The sequence below is a fragment of the Streptacidiphilus carbonis genome (assembly GCF_000787775.1).
GTDB classification, from domain to species: domain Bacteria; phylum Actinomycetota; class Actinomycetes; order Streptomycetales; family Streptomycetaceae; genus Streptacidiphilus; species Streptacidiphilus carbonis.
Genome location: NZ_BBPM01000073.1, coordinates 15,020 through 32,961 on the forward strand (window position 1 = coordinate 15,020; position 17,942 = coordinate 32,961).

General features: G+C 72.8%; 20 protein-coding genes. 12 read left to right on the forward strand and 8 right to left on the reverse strand.

The annotated features are described in order from the left end of the window. Nucleotides 1-107: 107 nt before the first annotated feature. Complete coding sequence (locus TR46_RS33500; RefSeq protein ID WP_042409651.1) at nucleotides 108-902, forward strand: MHYT domain-containing protein; 795 nt, start codon at nucleotides 108-110, stop codon at nucleotides 900-902. A 7-nt stretch (nucleotides 903-909) separates the two neighbouring features. Here the strand turns inward: TR46_RS33500 and TR46_RS33505 are convergent, their stop codons facing one another. From TR46_RS33505 to TR46_RS33515, 3 genes are read right to left on the reverse strand one after another with little or no spacing between them, the layout of a single operon-like run. Further along, complete coding sequence (locus TR46_RS33505) at nucleotides 910-1,242, reverse strand: winged helix-turn-helix transcriptional regulator (RefSeq protein ID WP_084719158.1); 333 nt, start codon at nucleotides 1,240-1,242, stop codon at nucleotides 910-912. Between the two features lie 30 nt (nucleotides 1,243-1,272). After that, nucleotides 1,273-2,508, reverse strand: a complete 1,236-nt coding sequence (locus tag TR46_RS33510; RefSeq protein WP_084719159.1) for an S-adenosylmethionine:tRNA ribosyltransferase-isomerase — start codon at nucleotides 2,506-2,508, stop codon at nucleotides 1,273-1,275. Then, nucleotides 2,508-3,206: an SDR family NAD(P)-dependent oxidoreductase gene (locus tag TR46_RS33515; protein ID WP_042409653.1), complete on the reverse strand. Its 699-nt coding sequence runs from the start codon at nucleotides 3,204-3,206 to the stop codon at nucleotides 2,508-2,510. The genes TR46_RS33510 and TR46_RS33515 overlap by 1 nt, the downstream gene beginning before the upstream one ends. A 190-nt stretch (nucleotides 3,207-3,396) precedes the next feature. Here TR46_RS33515 and TR46_RS33520 point away from each other — a divergent pair, with 190 nt between their 5' ends. The 3 genes from TR46_RS33520 to TR46_RS33530 all read left to right on the forward strand — a co-directional run bounded on the left by TR46_RS33520 (nucleotide 3,397) and on the right by TR46_RS33530 (nucleotide 5,629). After that, nucleotides 3,397-4,542, forward strand: a complete 1,146-nt coding sequence (locus TR46_RS33520) for a GAF domain-containing sensor histidine kinase (protein ID WP_042409656.1) — start codon at nucleotides 3,397-3,399, stop codon at nucleotides 4,540-4,542. Continuing rightward, nucleotides 4,535-5,197 carry a response regulator gene (locus TR46_RS33525; RefSeq protein ID WP_174505182.1) on the forward strand — a complete coding sequence of 221 codons (663 nt, stop codon included), beginning with the start codon at nucleotides 4,535-4,537 and terminating at the stop codon, nucleotides 5,195-5,197. The genes TR46_RS33520 and TR46_RS33525 overlap by 8 nt, the downstream gene beginning before the upstream one ends. A 195-nt stretch (nucleotides 5,198-5,392) precedes the next feature. Beyond that, nucleotides 5,393-5,629, forward strand: a complete 237-nt coding sequence (locus TR46_RS33530) for a chaplin (protein WP_042409659.1) — start codon at nucleotides 5,393-5,395, stop codon at nucleotides 5,627-5,629. A 164-nt stretch (nucleotides 5,630-5,793) separates the two neighbouring features. On the opposite strand, the gene TR46_RS33535 is transcribed toward TR46_RS33530, so the two are convergent. Continuing rightward, nucleotides 5,794-6,609 (reverse strand): Rv1486c family protein, encoded by an 816-nt coding sequence (locus TR46_RS33535; protein WP_042409662.1) that lies wholly within the window; start codon nucleotides 6,607-6,609, stop codon nucleotides 5,794-5,796. 103 nt (nucleotides 6,610-6,712) lie between these two features. Here TR46_RS33535 and TR46_RS33540 point away from each other — a divergent pair, with 103 nt between their 5' ends. The 6 genes from TR46_RS33540 (at nucleotide 6,713) to TR46_RS33565 (ending at nucleotide 12,526) form a co-directional block, all read left to right on the forward strand. Next, on the forward strand, nucleotides 6,713-7,504 hold the full coding sequence (locus TR46_RS33540; protein WP_042409665.1) for an ABC transporter ATP-binding protein: 792 nt from the start codon (nucleotides 6,713-6,715) through the stop codon (nucleotides 7,502-7,504). Nucleotides 7,505-7,664: 160 nt separating this feature from the next. Next, nucleotides 7,665-8,075 carry an NfeD family protein gene (locus TR46_RS33545; protein ID WP_042409709.1) on the forward strand — a complete coding sequence of 137 codons (411 nt, stop codon included), beginning with the start codon at nucleotides 7,665-7,667 and terminating at the stop codon, nucleotides 8,073-8,075. A 66-nt stretch (nucleotides 8,076-8,141) separates the two neighbouring features. Further along, a complete protein-coding gene (locus tag TR46_RS33550) occupies nucleotides 8,142-9,110 on the forward strand; it encodes an SPFH domain-containing protein (protein ID WP_042409668.1) in 969 nt (322 codons plus the stop codon). A 100-nt stretch (nucleotides 9,111-9,210) separates the two neighbouring features. Continuing rightward, on the forward strand, nucleotides 9,211-9,966 hold the full coding sequence (locus TR46_RS33555) for a sulfite exporter TauE/SafE family protein (protein WP_042409671.1): 756 nt from the start codon (nucleotides 9,211-9,213) through the stop codon (nucleotides 9,964-9,966). A gap of 132 nt (nucleotides 9,967-10,098) precedes the next feature. Beyond that, a complete protein-coding gene (locus TR46_RS33560) occupies nucleotides 10,099-10,425 on the forward strand; it encodes a 4a-hydroxytetrahydrobiopterin dehydratase (RefSeq protein ID WP_042409672.1) in 327 nt (108 codons plus the stop codon). A 61-nt stretch (nucleotides 10,426-10,486) separates the two neighbouring features. Continuing rightward, nucleotides 10,487-12,526 carry an outer membrane protein assembly factor BamB family protein gene (locus TR46_RS33565; RefSeq protein WP_042409675.1) on the forward strand — a complete coding sequence of 680 codons (2,040 nt, stop codon included), beginning with the start codon at nucleotides 10,487-10,489 and terminating at the stop codon, nucleotides 12,524-12,526. A 75-nt stretch (nucleotides 12,527-12,601) separates the two neighbouring features. Here the strand turns inward: TR46_RS33565 and TR46_RS33570 are convergent, their stop codons facing one another. Together TR46_RS33570 and TR46_RS33575 are read right to left on the reverse strand one after the other, a co-directional pair. Continuing rightward, nucleotides 12,602-13,102 (reverse strand): HNH endonuclease, encoded by a 501-nt coding sequence (locus tag TR46_RS33570; protein WP_042409677.1) that lies wholly within the window; start codon nucleotides 13,100-13,102, stop codon nucleotides 12,602-12,604. A gap of 164 nt (nucleotides 13,103-13,266) precedes the next feature. Beyond that, nucleotides 13,267-13,800, reverse strand: a complete 534-nt coding sequence (locus TR46_RS33575) for a YbhB/YbcL family Raf kinase inhibitor-like protein (protein ID WP_042409682.1) — start codon at nucleotides 13,798-13,800, stop codon at nucleotides 13,267-13,269. A gap of 103 nt (nucleotides 13,801-13,903) precedes the next feature. On the opposite strand from TR46_RS33575, the gene TR46_RS33580 reads away from it, so the two are divergent. After that, nucleotides 13,904-14,548 carry a DNA-3-methyladenine glycosylase gene (locus tag TR46_RS33580; RefSeq protein ID WP_042409684.1) on the forward strand — a complete coding sequence of 215 codons (645 nt, stop codon included), beginning with the start codon at nucleotides 13,904-13,906 and terminating at the stop codon, nucleotides 14,546-14,548. 29 nt (nucleotides 14,549-14,577) lie between these two features. Here the strand turns inward: TR46_RS33580 and TR46_RS33585 are convergent, their stop codons facing one another. Continuing rightward, nucleotides 14,578-15,132: a TetR/AcrR family transcriptional regulator gene (locus TR46_RS33585; RefSeq protein ID WP_201776468.1), complete on the reverse strand. Its 555-nt coding sequence runs from the start codon at nucleotides 15,130-15,132 to the stop codon at nucleotides 14,578-14,580. Beyond that, nucleotides 15,129-16,649, reverse strand: a complete 1,521-nt coding sequence (locus TR46_RS33590) for an MFS transporter (protein WP_042409686.1) — start codon at nucleotides 16,647-16,649, stop codon at nucleotides 15,129-15,131. The genes TR46_RS33585 and TR46_RS33590 overlap by 4 nt, the downstream gene beginning before the upstream one ends. A gap of 157 nt (nucleotides 16,650-16,806) precedes the next feature. On the opposite strand from TR46_RS33590, the gene TR46_RS33595 reads away from it, so the two are divergent. Next, on the forward strand, nucleotides 16,807-17,942 hold a 1,136-nt coding region (locus tag TR46_RS33595; RefSeq protein WP_042409690.1), incomplete at its 3' end, for a type I glutamate--ammonia ligase.

The following is a 17,942-nucleotide window of genomic DNA, read 5'->3' on the forward strand; positions in this document are numbered from 1 at the left end:
ACCCTCGCACGCACGTTTCCCAATACGAACAAAGGATCTCCACAGCCTCGTACGATTCCGGCGTACCGCGTACCTCCGGGTTCAATCGTTGAACGGGGACCACACGCATGGCGCACATGGACGGGTTCACCTACGGCTGGGTGAACCCCCTGCTGGCCTACCTGGTCGCGGTGATCGGCGCGGCGCTGGGACTGCGCTGCACCGTGCGGGCGCTGGACCTGCCCCCGGAACGGCGCCGCGGCTGGCTGTCCCTGGCCGCCTGCTCCATCGGCTGCGGCATCTGGACCATGCACTTCATCGCGATGCTGGGGTTCTCGGTCACCAGCGCCACCATCGTCTACAGCATCCCGCTCACCCTGGCCAGCCTGCTGCTGGCGATCGTGGTGGTCGGCATCGGCGTCTTCTACGTCGGCCACCGCCCGCCCGGGACGACCACGCTGCTGGTCGGCGGGGTGACGACCGGCGGCGGCGTCGCGGTGATGCACTACCTGGGCATGTCCGCGATGGAGCTCAACGGCGCGGTCCACTACGACCCGGCGGTGGTGCTGCTCTCGGTGGCCATCGCCGTCCTCGCGGCCACCGCCGCGCTGTGGATGACCCTGAACATCCGCAAGCTGTGGGCGTCGCTGGCGGCCGCCCTGGTGGCCGGAGTGGCGGTGACCGCGATGCACTACACGGCGATGCAGGCGGTCAGCGTCCGGCTCTCCGGGACCGCGCCCCGGGGCGGGGTCCCGGTCGGCGAGTTCATCCTCCCGGTGGCGGTGGGCATCGTGGTGTTCCTGACCGTGGCGGCCATCACCGTCGCCATGTCGCCGCGGGAGGGTGCCGGGGAGGCGCCGGCTGCGGCCCCCGCGGAGCGGATCCAGGTGGACCTGTTCGAGGGCAGGTTCCACGGCCGCTGAGCCGTCGTCAGGCCGCTTCTTCGGTCCGGGACCGCGGCGGTTCGCGGGATTCGGTGACCGCGAGGCAGCGGTCGAAGCCCGCCACGGCCGGCCCCAGGGCGTCCCCGGCCGCGGTCAGCCGGTAGTGCACCAGCGGGGGCGGCCCGACTGCCAGTTCGCGTACCAGCAGCCCGGCCCGGACCAGCTCGGACAGCCGGTTCGACAGCATCCGCGCGGTCAGCCTCGGCGCCGCGGCCCGCAACTGGTCGAAGCGGTCCTCCCCGCGCAGCAGCGCGGCCAGTACCGACAGCGTCCAGCGCTTCCCCAACAGCGCGAACAGCGCCGCCATCTCCTCGTTCACCCGTCGATCATACGCTCCGTGTGCGTCCGGTCACCGGGAGAGGATCAGGTGCAGGTCGCCGAACTCGTGCCAGAGGTAGCGCTCGCGCAGCGCCTCGGCGTAACTGAGGTCGAGCAGCGGCCGTCCGGCGATCGCCTCCAGCATCAACAGGTGTGAGGCGCGCGGCTCATGAAGGCCCGTCAGTAGTCCGTCCACCACCCGCACCCCGCGCTCCGGGGTGATCACCAGCTCGGTCCAGCCCGACGCCGCCCGCAGCAGCCCGTCGCCGCCGTCGGCCCGGGCCGCCTCGGCGGCCTCGGCGGCGGACTCCAGCGCCCGCACCGCCGTCGTCCCCACCGCCACCACCCGCGAACCGGAGCTCCTGGCCGTCCGCACCGCCCGCGCGGTCGGCTCCGGAACCTCGAACCACTCGGCGTAGGGCGGTTCGTGGGACTCCAGCGAGGCCACCCCGGTGTGCAGGGTGATCGGCACGATCTGCACGCCCCGGCTCACCAGCCGGGTCACCAGCTCAGCGGTGAACGGCCGGGCCGCGCTGGGCATCTCCGCCGATCCGCCGTGGACCTCGGCCGGCGGCCGGGCGAACACGGTCTGGTAGGCGGCGATCGGCCGGTCGGCGTCGGTGTACGCGTAGCGGATCGCCCGCCCGTGCGCCGCCAGGTAGGCCAGCGGATCGGCGACGGCGAACTCCGCCGCCCACAGCCGGGGCCCGACCCCCTCCAGCAGCCGCAGCGACGCCCCGCCGGCCAGCCGCACCGCGACCGCGCCGTCGCGGTGCTCGCGCTGCCGGGTGCTGCCGTGCCCGTCCGGTGTACGCAGCTCCACCACCCACCGGTGCCGGGACCGCCGGGTCGAGAAGTGCACCACGACCTGCTCGCCGCTGCCGGCCACCTCGCCGTCGACCGCGGCGGGCAGGGTGGCCGAGACGTTCACCACCAGCACGTCGCCGGCCCGCAGCAGCTGCGGCAGGTCCCGGAAGGCATGGTGACCGACCGTCAACCCGCCCTGCCGGTCCCGGCCCCCGAACAGCAGCCGGACGTCGTCCCGCCCCGCGTGGCCGCGCTCCTCCGGCGGCGCGCTCGCCTCCAGCTCGTCCGGCAGCTCGAACTCGTCCAGGCCGAAGCCGTCCAGGGCATCCACCGACGGCGCCGGTGCGGCCAGATGCCCGGCCCGGTCCCCGCGCTTCCCGAGCCGCTTGCGGTCCTGCCCCGGCACCGGCTTCACATCCGTCCGCTGCACCGCCAGGTCCGCCGTCCGCTGCTGTGTCATCACCGGGTCCACTCCTTCGCCGTCCGCCCCGACACCGAGTACCGTCCGCTCGCCGCCCCGCTGCCGATCAGCTCCAGCAGCGCCGGGACGGCGCCCTCCTCCGGCAGCGGCCGTCCGCTGTCGTCGTCATCCGGCACCGCCGCCGCGTACATCGCGGTGCGCATGTCGCCCGGGTCCACCGACCACACCCGCAGCGCCGGTTCCTCCTGGGCCAGCACCGCGGACCAGTGGTCGAGTGCCGCCTTGCTCGCCCCGTAGCCGCCCCAGGTCTCGTAGGCCTCGACGGCCGCGTCCGAGCTGATGTTCAGCACCGCCCCACCGGACTCCCGGAGCAACGGCAGCGCCTCCTGCACCAGGCCCAGCGGCGCGACCGTGTTCACCGTCAGCGCCTCGGCGAATCCCGTCAACGACTGCTCGGCCAACGGCACCAGCGGTTCCGCGCCGAGCACACTGGCGTTGTTCACCAGCAGGTCGATTCCGCCCAACCCCTGTGCGGCCGAGACCAGTTCGGCCCGGTGCGCGGGGTCGGCCACATCCCCGGGCAGTGCCACCACCGGGCCCTCCAGCTCCGCCGCGAGCGCGCCCAGCGCCTCCGCGCCGCGGGCGTCCAGCACCAACGACCAGCCCTCCGCGGCGAGCGCCCGGGCCAGCGCCCGTCCCAGCCCCCGTGAAGCCCCGGTCACCACTGCGACAGCCATGTCCACTCCTTGGTCGGTCGCTTCTCTGCGAACTTCCTGTCTTCCGCCTCCGACGGTAGGCAGGACCGACCGGGCCGTACCTCGGTCGTCGGGCAGCCGTAGGGCGGGCCCTTGGACCTAGTCCCCCGGACCCGGGCCGCCCCCTCCTCCGCCCGATGCCCGACGATCACCCCGGCGGTACCGTGACGGCATGACCGACGACGAACCCTGCCTGGGCGGCATCGAGGCGATCAGCTCCGCGGTGCTGGCGATGAGCCGGCACCTGGAGGTGCGCGAGGTGCTGCAGCGCATCGTCGCGTCGGCCCGCAGCCTGGTCGGCGCCGAGTACGCGGCCCTGGGCGTCCCCGACGACCATGGCGGCTTCGCCCAGTTCGTGGTGGACGGCATCAGCGACGCCCAGTGGCGCGCCATCGGGCCGCTGCCGCGGCAGCACGGCATCCTGGCCGCGATGCTCAAGGACACGGCCCCGCAGCGGCTCGCCGACGTCCGCGACGACCCCCGCTTCGGCGGCTGGCCGGACGCCCACCCGGACATGAGCGCCTTCCTCGGCGTCCCGATCCTGGACGGGGACGACATCATCGGGGCGCTCTTTCTCGCGAACAAGAGCGCCCCGGGGTCCTCCTTCACCTCCCACGACGAGCACCTGCTGCGGATCCTCGCCGCCCACGCCGCCATCGCGCTCACCAACGCCCGCCTCTACGAGCGCAGCCGCGAACTCACCCTGGCGGGCGAGCGGGCCCGGATCGCGCACGACCTGCACGACGCGGTCTCGCAGAAGCTGTTCTCGCTGCGGCTGACCGCCCAGGCGGCCTCCGCCCTGGTCACCCGGGATCCGGACCGGGCCCGCGCCGAACTGGCCGAGGTCTCCCGGCTGGCCGCCGAGGCCGCCGAGGAGCTGCGCGGGGTCGTCGTCGAACTGCGCCCGGCCGCGCTGGACGAGGACGGCCTGCTGCCGACCCTCACCTCCCAGATCGAGGTGCTGGACCGGGCCCACGCCGCCCGGGTCAGCTTCACCCACACCCGGGTCCGCGCGCTGCCGTCGGCCCAGGAGGCCGCGGTGCTGCGGGTGGCCCAGGAGGCGCTGCACAACGCCCTGCGCCACTCCGGTGCCACGGCGGTGCGGGTGGAGCTGCACCCGGCCGCCGCGGGCTGGGGCGCGGTGCTGACCGTCGCCGACGACGGGACCGGATTCGCCCCGGCCGAGGTACGCCGGGCCGGCCGGCACCTCGGCCTGGTGTCCATGCGCGACCGCGCCGCCGGAGTCGGCGGCACCCTGCGGATCGAGTCGGCCCCCGGCGAGGGGACCGTGGTGGTACTGGAGGTACCCGGTGGCTGACAGCCCGAACACCCCGCCCAGGCGCATCACCGTGCTGCTGGTCGACGACCACCAGGTGGTCCGCCGCGGCCTGCGCACCTTCCTGGAGGTCCAGGACGACATCGAGGTCGTCGGCGAGGCCTCGGACGGGGCCGAGGGCGTGGAGCGCGCCGAGGAGCTGCACCCCGACGTGGTGCTGATGGACGTGAAGATGCCCGGCACCGACGGCATCGAGGCGCTGCGCATCCTCAAGGAGCGCGGCAACCCGGCCCGGGTGCTGGTGGTGACCAGCTTCACCGAGCACCGCACCGTGGTCCCGGCGCTCCGGGCCGGCGCGGCCGGCTACGTCTACAAGGACGTCGACCCGGAGGCCCTGGCCGGTGCGATCCGCTCGGTGCACGCCGGGCATGTGCTGCTTCAGCCGGAACTGGCCGGCGCGCTGCTCGCGGACGACTCCCCGCGGGGCCCGCAGGGGCGGGGCGGCACCCTGACCGAGCGCGAGCAGGAGGTGCTGGGCCACATCGCGGACGGCCGTTCCAACCGTGAGATCGCCCGGGCACTGCATCTGTCCGAGAAGACGGTGAAGACCCATGTCTCGAACATCCTGATGAAACTGGACCTGGCCGATCGCACCCAGGCGGCGCTCTGGGCGGTCCGCAACGGCGCGACCCGGTAGGACAGTCGGACGAACGCCAGGGCGCACAGGGCGTGAACGGGCCGAACGGGGGAGTGAAGAGCTGACTTGCGCACCAGTCACATCAACCCGAAAGAGTGTCAAAAGGTGAACTCACCGGGTCGTTGTCCCTAGCCTCCACGACGAAGTGCCCGACACCGGACTGCGGTGCCGGGCCCGCTCAAGGAGGACACAGAAATGAACGTTCGCAAGGGTGCTCTCATCGCCACCGCAGCGGGTGCCGCCGTCCTGGCCGGCGCCGGCGCCGCCTCGGCGCAGTCGACCGCGGCCGGCCACAGCGAGGGCTCGCCCGGCGTCGGATCGGGCAACACCATCCAGGTCCCGGTCCACATCCCGGTGAACGTCTGCGGCAACACCGTCAACGTCATCGGCCTCCTCAACCCGGCCCACGCCGACTGCTGCCAGAACAACTGACGGCCCCACCCCCGCCCCCGCCGTAGACCGAACCGCGGGGGCTGGGAGTGTTTTCGGGTGCGCCCCTGATGGTGCGACTTGCTCACAGCGGTTCAGTCGCAGCCCCATGGGAGCGCGGGGAACTGCGCGACCAGCCGTGCACACGCCGCAGCCGACGACGGCCGCTAGAACGCATCCCGGGCCGGCTCGTCCACCATGGCGTTGTACGCGGCCACCGCCGCCCGCCGAGCCGCCCTTTCCAACGGCCGCATCGCGGCCTCCCGCGCGGCCATCTCCCCGGCACTCACCGCCGCCCCGGCGGTGCCCGCGGCGAGCGCCAGCAGCCCCCGCACCTGCCGGGCCGACTGCAGCACCCGCACCGCCCGCGGCTGGTACCCCGGTGCCAGCAGCTCGGGTTGGCGCTGCTTCCGGTAGGCCTCCAGCGCCCGCTGCACCTCCGGGCCGCCGCCGGCCACGTCCAGCCGCACCAGCAGCTCCGTCGCCTCCCGCAGCATCTGTGCCAGCTCGCGCTCGGCATCCCGCAACTGCGGGACATCGGCGGGGGTCCCGGCCTCCACGGGTGACGTATGCCACACCACCCGGACCAACTGGTCGCCCACCGGCCCGTGCCGCACCACCTCCGGCACCAGTCCCAGCGACACCGCACCCACGGTCAGCACCGCCTCCCCGGCCGGCAGTGCCACCTCGTTGAAGCGGGCCGGACCGGTCAGCCCGAGCGGATGCCCGGGCGCCGGCAGCGCCAGCCGAAAGCCCGTCACCCCCTCGGCCCGCAACCGACCCAGGGCCAGCGTCAGACCCGCCCCGACCGCCCCGGTTATCCCCTCCACGGCATGCGCGTCGTCGCGGCCCCTGATCCCCTCGCCCGCGTGGTCGGGTGAGGCGAAGCCGCCGAGCCAGGCGTTGCCCCAGGCAACGAGACGCCCCGAGCGGGGCTCGTCGAATCGGTCATCGGGACGGCTTTCGCCGGTGTTCTGCGCCATGGGGCAAGCCTACGGAGAAGTCGCACACTTCCGTGGCGTAGGTTTTCCCTCGACGTCACAAGACATGGCAGTCTCAAGACAAGGCAGTGGGGAAGGCGTACGCATGAGCGACGTGCTCGAGCTGGTGGACGTATCCGTGGTCCGGGACGGACGCGCGCTGGTGGAGCAGGTGTCCTGGTCGGTCGCCGAAGGCGAGCGCTGGGTGATCCTCGGACCCAACGGCGCGGGGAAGACCACCCTGCTGCAGATCGCCTCCTCCTACCTCTTCCCCTCCACCGGCACCGCCGCGATCCTCGGCGAGAAGCTGGGCAGCGTCGACGTCTTCGATCTGCGCCCCAGGATCGGCCTGGCCGGCGCCGCCATGATCGACAAGCTGCCGCGCCGGCAGACCGTGCTGGACACCGTCCTCACCGCCGCCTACGGCATGACCGCCACCTGGCGCGAGCAGTACGAGACCTCCGACGAGTCGCGGGCCCGGCTGCTGCTCGACCTGCTCGGCATGGCCGAGTACACCGACCGCAGGTTCGGCACGCTGTCCGAGGGCGAGCGCAAGCGCACCCTGATCGCCCGCGCGCTGATGACCGACCCGGAACTGCTGCTGCTGGACGAGCCCGCGGCCGGCCTGGACCTGGGCGGCCGCGAGGACCTGGTCCGCCGGCTCGGCGCGCTGGCCCGCGACCCCAAGGCTCCGGCGATGGTGATGGTCACCCACCATGTCGAGGAGATCGCGGAGGGCTTCTCCCACGTCCTGATGATCCGGCAGGGCAAGGTGCTGGCCGCCGGCACCATCGACGACACCCTCACCGCCCGCAACCTCTCGCTCTGCTTCGGCCTCCCGCTCACCCTGGAGCGCCACGGCGACCGCTGGTCCGCCCGCGGCCTGCCGATGGGCTGAGGCCTGCCGACGGGCTGAAGCCGTCCGGCCCGGCCGCCCCACCCGGACGCCCCACCCGTCCGCCGCACGCATCCTTCACAACGTCAACATCCGGACTACCTGCGCAAAGCCCTCTCCACGGACCCCTCCCCGCCCCTACCATGAGGGTGTGGAGAACTGGATGTGGTGGTTGATCGTCGCGGCCGCCCTCGGCGTGCCGCTGGTGGTCACGGCCATGCCGGAGTTCGGCATGTTCGCGATCGGGGCCGGGGCGGCCGCGCTCACCTCCGCCCTCGGAGCGGGGACGGTCGCGCAGTTCGTGGTCTTCCTCGCCGTCTCGGTCCTGCTGGTGGTCTTCGTCCGCCCGGTGGCGATGCGCAGCCTGCGCAGCCGGCCCCGGGTGCGGATGGGCATCGAGGCGCTCACCGGTGCAACCGCGCTGGTCCTGGAGGAAGTTGACGAGCACGGCGGCCGGATCAAACTCCAGGGCGAGGTCTGGTCCGCCCGCGCCCTGGACCCGCACCAGGTCTTCGCCCCCGGCCAGCAGGTGAGCGTCGCCCAGATCGACGGCGCCACCGCACTCGTCCTCTAGGTCCCCGTCTAGGTCCTCGTCCTCTAGGTCCCCCGGCAGTCTGGAAGTTCTGGAAGTGGAGTCCCCGTGAATGCCGTGATCATCGTCCTGATCATCCTGGTCGTGCTGGCGTTCGTCGCACTGATCAAGACGATCCAGGTGATCCCGCAGGCGAGCGCGGCCATCGTGGAGCGGTTCGGCCGCTACACGCGCACCCTCAACGCGGGCCTCAACATCGTGGTGCCCTTCATCGACACCATCCGCAACCGGATCGACCTGCGCGAACAGGTCGTGCCCTTCCCGCCGCAGCCGGTGATCACCCAGGACAACCTGGTGGTGAACATCGACACGGTGATCTACTACCAGGTCACCGACGCCCGCGCGGCCACCTACGAGGTCGCCAGCTACATCCAGGCGATCGAGCAGCTCACCGTCACCACCCTGCGCAACATCATCGGCTCCATGGACCTGGAGTCCACCCTCACCTCCCGCGAGACCATCAACGCGGGTCTGCGCGGGGTCCTCGACGAGGCCACCGGCAAGTGGGGGATCCGGGTGAACCGTGTCGAACTGAAGGCCATCGAGCCGCCGACCTCCATCCAGGACTCGATGGAGAAGCAGATGCGCGCGGACCGCGACAAGCGCGCCGCGATCCTCACCGCCGAGGGCGCCCGGCAGGCGCAGATCCTCACCGCGGAGGGCCAGAAGCAGGCCGAGGTGCTCCGCGCCGAGGGCGAGGCCCAGGCCAAGGTGCTGCGCGCGGACGGCGAGGCGGCCGCCATCCGCACCGTCTTCGAGGCCATCCACGAGGGCGACGCCGACCAGAAGCTGCTGGCCTACCAGTACCTGCAGACGCTGCCGGAGATAGCCAAGGGCGACTCCAACAAGCTGTGGATCATCCCCAGCGAGGTCGGCGACGCGCTCAAGGGCCTCGGCGGCGCCTTCACCGGGCTCGCGCCCAAGGGCGGCGACGGGCCGTCCGACAGCAACGGCTCCACCGGGTCCGTGCCGCGGATGGAGAAGCGCCGCGAATACCCTTCCATCGACCCGGAGTAGTGCGCTTCGTCCCACATCCCAAACGCCGACGCCCCTGCACGCCCCGATCGGGCATGATCGAACAGAATCCAACCGAGTTCGGGCGTGAAGGGGCGCAGCCGTGTCACCGTGGGAAGCAGTCGGCGTCTTCGCCGCCGGGGCGGGCGCCGGAACGATCAACACGGTGGTCGGCTCGGGCACCCTGATCACCTTCCCGGTGCTGCTCGCGATCGGGCTGCCGCCGATCACCGCCAATGTCTCCAACACCCTCGGCCTGGTCCCGGGTTCGCTCAGCGGCGCGTTCGGCTACCGCGCGGAGCTCAAGGGCCAGCGCGATCGGCTGCTGCGGCTCGGGACGGCCGCACTGCTGGGCGGACTGCTGGGCGCGATCCTGCTGCTGGTGCTTCCGTCGGGGGCGTTCAAGGCGATCGTCCCGGTGCTGATCGGCATAGCGCTGCTGCTGGTGGTCTTCCAGCCCTGGCTGGCCCGCCGGCTCGCCGCCCGAGGCCGCGGCCCGGAGCGCGCCGACGGCGGTACGGCCCTGCTGATCGGGGTCTTCAGCACCGGGATCTACGGCGGCTACTTCGGTGCCGCCCAGGGCGTGCTGCTGCTCGGCCTGATGGGACTGCTGCTCGACGAGGACCTGCAGCGGATCAACGCCACCAAGAACATCCTGGCCGGGCTGGTCAACGGGGTCGCCGCGGTGTTCTTCCTCTTCGCGGCCCCCATCGACTGGACCGCGGTGCTCCTGATCGCGGCCGGCTCGGTCATCGGCGGCCAGATCGGCTCCAGGGTCGGCCGCCGCCTCCCGCCGGTCGCGCTGCGCGCCCTGATCGTCGTGGTCGGACTGGCGGCGATGGCCAAACTCCTGCTCTGAACCCGCGCGCGAACCTCTGCTCCTCAACCGAATGTGAGAGCGGCTCGGGACATCTTCCGACTGGTCCGCGCATAACCGGATCCGCAGCGGGAACGGGACCTGCACCCCCGCCCGCCGATCAGGAGCAAGCTCATGAGCCCGACCCGTGCCCGCCTCAGCGACGAAGAGATCGCCGACGGCCTCAAGGCCGTCCCCACCTGGCACCGGGAGGGGGACGCGCTGCTGCGCACCCTCCAGGCGCCCGACTTCCCCACCGCCGTCCGCATGGTCGTGGCCGTCGCCGACGTCGCCGAGGCGATGGACCACCACCCCGACATCGACATCCGCTGGCGAACCCTGCACTTCGCTCTCAGCACCCACGACGCCGGCGGCATCACCGTCCTCGACCTGCGCCTTGCCGCCGACATCGATCTGGCGATCGATTCCGTCCTGGCTGGGGCGACCGGTACGCACGCCTGATTCCTCAGCTCCGCATGAGATGCTGGCGCACGCATCGTGAAGGCGGGAGCTGACGGAACCCATGGCACAGGACCCAACCGGCACCGGCCAGAGCCCGGACTACGTCCAGGGATTCGGCCAGGGATACGACCAGGACCACGGTCACGCCGCCTTCCCGGGCAGTGACCCTGCGTATCAGCAGGCAAGCCCCGAGTGGCCGGCGCCGGACGGGCAGCAGCAGTACTGGCCGCAGGAGGGCTACGGCTACCAGGCCCAGGAGCAGCAGCAGTTCTATGCCGTCGAGGGCTACGCCCAACAGCCGTACCCGCAGCAGGAGTACGCGCAGCAGGGGTATCCGCGGCAGGAGTACCCGCAGCACGACTACGGCCAGCAGGCGTACGCGGACCCGCAGTACCCGGACCCGCAGTACCCGGACCCGCAGTACGCCCAGCAGGGCTACCCCCAGGGGTATCAGCAGCAGGGCTACCAGCCCTACCCGGAGCAGCCCTACCAGGACGCCTCCGGCTACTACGCCGCCCCGGCCGCCGACTACGGCATTCCGGCCCAGCCCACCGCCGAGCCGTACGCATACGTCCCCGAGGCCGCCCCGGCCGAGCCCACCACCGAGATCCCCACCGCGGACCCGTCGGCCGCCGACGGGAGCCCGGCGGCCCCGGGCCCGGTCTCCGGCGCCGCCGACGTCGACGGCGATGCCTCCGACGACCCGGCCCCGGCCTCCACCCCCGCCGCCGAAGGCACCCTCCCCGCGCGGCTGCTGGCCGCGGCGACCGGTCGGACGCCCGGCACCGACCGCAGGACGTTCCTGCTGCGGGCCGCCATCGGCGCCGTCGCCCTGGTCGTGGTGGTGGCCGCCGGCGTCGTGGTCGCAGGTCAGGGCAGCAGCAGCGGCAGTAGGAAGACGGCATCCGGCGGCGTCACCGCCAACCTGGCCGGCGGCCACACCAAGGCCTGGGCCGCCCCGGCCGACACCGGTGCCGCCCAGGGCAACGACGGCCTGCTCGGTTCCTGGCTGCTGGCCAAGGCCCTGGTCCGCGGCGACGGCACCGCCGTCACCGCCTACGACGCCGCCAGCGGCAGCAAGCTGTGGACGGTGGCCCCGCCCAGCCCCGGCGCCGTCCCCTGCGCCATGTCCGCGACGGTCAACTCCGCCGGGATCGGCGCCGTGCTGTTCCAGGCGAAGGCCGGCACCGGCCAGGCCTGCACCCAGCTGGTCGCGGTCGACACCGCCACCGGGCAGCAGAAGTGGAAGGCGACCATCGCCACGTCCACCTCGTCCTACGGCGCCTCGGTGATGGTCAGCGACACCCGCGCGGTCGCCGTCGGCGACTCCGCCGTGGTCGGCTACGACATCGCCACCGGCAAGCAGAGCTGGACCTATGCCGGCCCCGGCAAGTACTGCGGCGGCATCAGCGGCAGCGGCACCGGCAGCACCCTGCTGGTGCAGAGCACCTGCGCCGACAGCAGCCCCAAGCAGCAGGCGATCTCGCTCAACGCCGACACCGGCAAGCTCGCCTGGTGGCGCGGACTGCCGGCGAACGCGTCCTCCTACACGGTGCTGTCGGCCAGCCCCGCCGTGGTGGCGGTGCACCAGTCCGCGGCGGCCAAGGACAGCATCATGTCCTTCAGCGACAAGGGCGACACCCAGGCGACCATCTACGTCACGCAGACCGCGGGGACCCTGGACTCCACGCACGGCAGCTTCGACCCGGACCCCGCGCTGTTCTTCACCGCCACCACCATGGTCGCCGAGCTGAACCCGCCGAAGTCCACCAGCACCGGGGGGGTGCTCACCGCCTTCACCCTCGCCGACGGCAAGCAGCTGTGGCAGACGGCGCCCCGGGAGAAGGGCAACTCCGCACTGGTCGGCATCGACGGCGGCGACGCGGTGGTCGCCACCGAGGAGCGCATCGGCCAGCCGGCCCGGCTCAGCCACTTCGACCTGGCCACCGGCAAGGAGACCCCCGGCGGCGGCTTCCCGCAGAACACCGGGTCACTGCTGACCTCGGGCCGGATCCTCTACCGGGACAACCTGGTGGTGGCCCTGCCCGAGTTCACCAGCACCTACAGCACCGCCGCGACGGCCTTCACCAGCTCCGGCTGACGCCCGTCGGCGCGTAACCCCCCACCGCCGGCCCGGTCCCCCGCGCCGGGCCGACGGCAGCTCAAGCCCGGCCGTTCAGGCCGGCAGCGGCAGCCAGTCCGGCAGGTCGTCCTGGCCCGCGCCCAGCGCCAGCATCAGCGTGGCCTCCGGGGTCGGCTCGAACGGTGCCACCAGCAGGGCCATCCCGGCCTGCTCCGGAGTCCGGTCCGCCTTGCGGTGGTTGTCGGCGGCGCATGCCGCGACCGTGTTCAGCCAGGAGTCCGCACCTCCGCGCGACCGCGGCAGCACATGGTCGACGGTGGTCGCCCGCCGTCCGCAGTAGGCGCAGCGGAACCCGTCCCGCACCAGCACCCCGCGCCGCGACCACGGAGCCCGTTGTCGGAACGGCACCCGCACATAGCGCCGCAGCCGCACCACCCGCGGCAGCGGCAGATCCACCGACGCGGCCCGGACCCGGCGCAGCGGGTGCGCGTGCTCGACCACGGCCTTGTCCTGGAGCACCAGCACCACGGCACGCTGCAGCGACACCGTCGACAGCGGCTCGTAGCCCGCGTTCAGCACGAGGGTGTTGCGCATTCCGGCCACCTCCAGGCGGTACCTGCCACAGTCGGGCCCGCCCGTGCGGCGGCGCCGCGTACTCCGAAGGAGGTTGCCCCTCGGAGTACGCGAGACCACTGTGCGGGCCGGACCGCCCCCGGAACAACGCAATTTCGGCCGCTCAGCCCCGGCCCGAAGCCTGCTCAGGCCTCGGGCGCCGTGTACTCCGCGATCACCTGGCCGCGGGCCAGGGTGTGGAACCGGAGGTTGAAGCCGACCACAGCCGGCGAGGCGTCCGCGTCCGGACCCAGTTTCTCCTGGTCAACCGCGTACACGGTGAAGACGTAGCGGTGTGCGCCGTCGCCGGGCGGCGGCGCGGCGCCGCCGAAGTCCCGCGTGCCGTAGTCGTTGCGGACCTGCACCACGCCCTCGGGCAGGCCCTTGAAGTCGCCGCTGCCGGCGCCCCTTGGCAGCTCGGTCACGCTCGCCGGGATGTCGAAGAGCGACCAGTGCCAGAACCCGCTGCCGGTCGGCGCGTCCGGGTCGTAGCAGGTGACCGCGTAGCTCCTGGTCCCGGCCGGCGCACCGGCCCAGCTCAGCTGCGGCGACACATTGCCCTCGCTGTAGACGTGGTCGTCCGGGAGGATGCCGCCGTCGGCGAAGTCCTCGCTGCTGACGACGAGCTCGGGCACCTGCGGGTGGAAGTCGTGGGGGAGGGGCCGCCTTGCTGCAGACACGTGTTCAACCTCCTGTGTTGCACTGCTTCGTCGGCCCCCACGCTACCCGTGCCGAACACCGCCGGGCGTTCTGCCGTCAGTGGCGACCAGTACCCTCGACCGCATGACCGGCCCCGTCCCCGCCGCCGCCCTCGGCCGCGCCTTCTTCGACCGTCCGGCGGAGCTCGTCGCCCCCGACCTGCTGGGCCGGACGCTGGTCTCCGACCTCCCCGAGGGCGCGGTCCAGCTGCGGATCACCGAGGTCGAGGCCTACAGCGGCCCGGTCGACCCGGCGGCACACTCCTACCGCGGCCGGACCGCCCGCAACGCGGTGATGTTCGGCGAGCCGGGTCATGTGTACGTGTACTTCACCTACGGCATGCACTTCTGCGCCAATCTGGTGACCGGCCCCGGCACCACCGCCTCCGGCGTCCTGCTCCGAGCGGGTGAGGTGCGCTCCGGCCAGTCCCTGGCCCGGTACCGCCGCCCCAGCTCCAGGTCCGACGCCGACCTGGCCCGCGGCCCGGCCCGGCTGGCCACCGCGCTCGGCCTGGACCGAGCCCTCAACGGGGTCGACGCCTGTACGCCGGGCACTCCGGTGCGACTGCTGCCCGGAACTCCGCCGGACCCCGACGGCGTCTCGGCCGGACCGCGCACCGGCGTCTCCTCGGCGGCGGAGATCCCCTGGCGGTTCTGGATCACCGGCGACCCCACGGTCAGCCCCTACCGCCGCCACGTCCCGCGCAGGCGGCGCACTCCCACGGGCTGACCCGTCCGGCCGACCTGTCCGTCCGGCCCTCAGCGCACCGGTGCCAGTAGCTCCAGCACCAGTCCGACCAGCTCCTCCGTGTCGGCCTGCGCCAGCGCCTGGAAGGTCCCGCTGCTGCGGGCCAGACTCACCCCCACGAACGCGGCGACCGCCACCTCCGCCCGCAGCTGCGGCCGGTCCAGACCCTCACGGGTGAACCGTTCGCAGAGCGGGTCGACCATCCGCTGGTGCAACTGCTCGACCGCCGCCGCCTGCACCTCGGCATCCTCGTGCGGGGCGACCACCGCCCGGAGGATCGGCCCCGGTCCGCGCCGGGTCGCGCCGTCCAGCAGGGCACTGGCCCGTCCGGGCTCCAGCAGGTCGGCGGGCCTGGCGCCGAGCGGGTCGATCTTCAGCGTGGCCAGGTAGAGCTGGGCCTTGCCGCCGAAGTAGCGGGCGATCAGGGCCGGGTCCACACCGGCCCGCTCGCCGATCTCCCGGATGGTGCTGCGGTCGAAGCCGCGTTCGGCGAACAGGTCGCCGGCCGCCGCAAGCAGCAGCTCGCGGCTGCGCGCTGAGTCGCGCCGCCTCGGCGGTGTGCTCACCGCGAGGCCGGCCCGGCCACCGCGGTCACGCTGTCCTCCGCCGTCTCGGCGTCGGCGATGCTCTCGTCCATCAACAGCTCCTCGTCCCGGGTCACCACCGCGGTTGCCGAACGGTCCTGTCGCGCTGAGGCGCCCCGTCGCGGCAGCACGATGGTAACCACTGCGGTGACCACCCAGACCGCACAACCCAGCAGCGCCGCGGTCCCGTAGCCGCTGTTCTCCGGCAGCAGCCGCCCGGCCGGGGTGTGCGCCTGCAGGATGACCGCGCTCAGCACGCTCCCGGTGGAGTAGCCCACGGTGCGCAGCACCTGGTTGAAGCTGATGGCGCTGCCGGTCTCGTGCGCCGGAACGGAACTGACGATCAGTCCGGGCATCACCGCGAAGGTGCAGCCGACGCCGAGCCCGGCCACGCCCATGATGACGAAGAGCTCCCACAGGCTGTTGCGGGCGAACAGGAACATCGCCATCGACAGCAGCGAGACGGCGCAGCCGACCGGAAGCACCAGCGCGGTGGAGGTGCGCCGGGCCAGCACCGGCACCAGTTTGCTGGAGGCCACGCTGGCGGCCGAGAACGGCAGCAGCACCAGCCCGGTGACCAGGACCGAGGTACCGAACCCGTATCCGGCGGAGGACGGGGTCTGCACGAAGCGGGTGACCATCGACATCAACATGTACATCGCGACGCCCGCGATCAGCCCGGACACGTCGGCGGTGAGCACCACCCGGTTCCGCAGTGACCGCAGGTCCACCAGCGGGTGCGCGGTGCGCAGCTCATGGATGATCCACCAGGCCAGCAGCGCCAGCGCGGCGCCGGTCAGACCGAGCAGCCGGGTCGAGCCCCAGCCCCAGATCTCGCCCTCGCTCAGCGCGAGCAGCAGCCCGGCGAGCCCGACGGCGAGCAGCACCGCGCCGGGCGCGTCCAGCGGGCGCTTCTCCCGTCCCTGCGGCTGCGGGACCACCAGCACCGCGGCGGCGAGGGCCAGCGCGCTGATGATCGCGCCGAACCAGAAGCCGGCGTGCACGCCCCAGGACTCCGCTATCAGTCCGGTGAGCGGGTAGCCCAGGCCGACCCCGGCCACCGTGGTGATGGAGAGCAGCGCGACGGTCGGACGCGACCGCTCGGCCGGCAGCGCGTCCCGCGCCGTGGCGATGGCCAGCGGGGTGAGGCCCAGGCCGAGGCCCTGCAGTCCGCGCCCGATGATCAGAAAGGTGAAGCCCAGCGGCAGCGCCGCGAGCACGCTGCCCAGCAGCACCACCGCGGTGGCGCCGATGATCACCCGCCGCCGGTGCGGACCGTCCCCGAGCCGTCCCATGGTGGGCGTGGCGACCGCTCCGACCAGCAGGGTGATGGTCAGCGACCACTGCGCGTCGGACAGCGAGACATGGTCGACCGAGGCGATGGTCGGTACCAGCGGCGACCCCAGGCTGCTGATCACCGCCACCACCGTGCCGAGGAACACCAGCACCGGCACCAGGGCTCGTTCCCGCAGACCGGGTGCGGTGTGTCGGGCTTCCATCGGCGTACTCCCCAAATTTGTCATCAGGTGATGTCTTCAGATGATGACATAAGCCGGCCGAGAAGCCCAAGGCCGCCCCCGTCAGGGTGACCACCGTCACTCCGGGGTGTGCCGCCCACTCGCGCAGCCGGGCCCCCGCGTAGCACCATGAGCTTCCATGGACGAAGAACGGTCGGCCCAGGCCCATCTGACCCGGGCTCAGCTCGCCGCCGAGGGCGTCGTCGGCCTTGCCCTCAGCTGGGTGGACAACGCCGGGATCACCCGCACCAAGGCCGTCCCGCTGCGCAGACTGGACGAGGTGGTCCGGGACGGCGTCGGCATGTCCCCGGTCTTCGACGTCTTCCTGGTCGACGACTCCGCCACCACCAGCGAGTACATCGGCGGCCCCGACGGCGACCTGCGGCTCTTCCCCGACCTGGACCGCGCCGTCCCGCTCGCCGCGCAGCCCGGCTGGGCCTGGGCCCCCGCCGACCGCTACCGCCAGGACGGCACCCCGCACCCCGCCTGCCAACGCCTCTTCGCCCGCCGGATGGCCGAGAACGCCGGCGCCCGCGGCCTGAGCCTGCTGGCGGCCTACGAGGTCGAATGGGTACTGCGCCGCCCGGACGGCACCGACCCGGCCCAGGACGGTCCCGCGTACGGCCTGCACCGGCTCACCGACCTCTCCGACTATCTCCGCGACCTGCTCCAGGCCCTGGAGGCGCAGGGCCTGGACGTCCAGCAGATCCACCCCGAGTACGCCGAGGGCCAGTTCGAGGTCTCGGTCGCCGCCGAGGAGCCGGTGGCCGCCGCCGACACCACCGTGCTGGTACGCCAGACCATCCGCGGCATCTCCGCCAGGCACGGCCTGCGTGCCTCCTTCGCCCCCGTCTTCGAGCCCGGCACCGTCGGCAACGGCGCCCACCTCCACCTCAGCGCCTGGCGCGACGGCAGAAACCTGATGACCGGGGGAGAGGGCCGGCACCAGCTCACCAAGGAGGGCGAGTCCTTCCTGGCCGGCATCCTGGACGCGCTCCCGGCCCTGCTGGTCCTGGGCGCCCCCAGCCCGGCCAGCCACCTCCGCCTGGTCCCCTCGCACTGGGCCGGCGCGTACCAGTGCTGGGGCCCGGAGAACCGCGAGGCCGCGCTACGGCTCGTCTCAGGCCCCTCGGCCAACGCCGAGATCAAATGCTTCGACGGCGCCGCCAACCCCTACCTCGCCCTGGGCGGCACCATCGCCGCCGCCCTGGCCGGCCTGGACGCCGCCGCCACCCTCCCCCCAGAGGTCAACGGCGACCCGGCCCACCTCCCCAC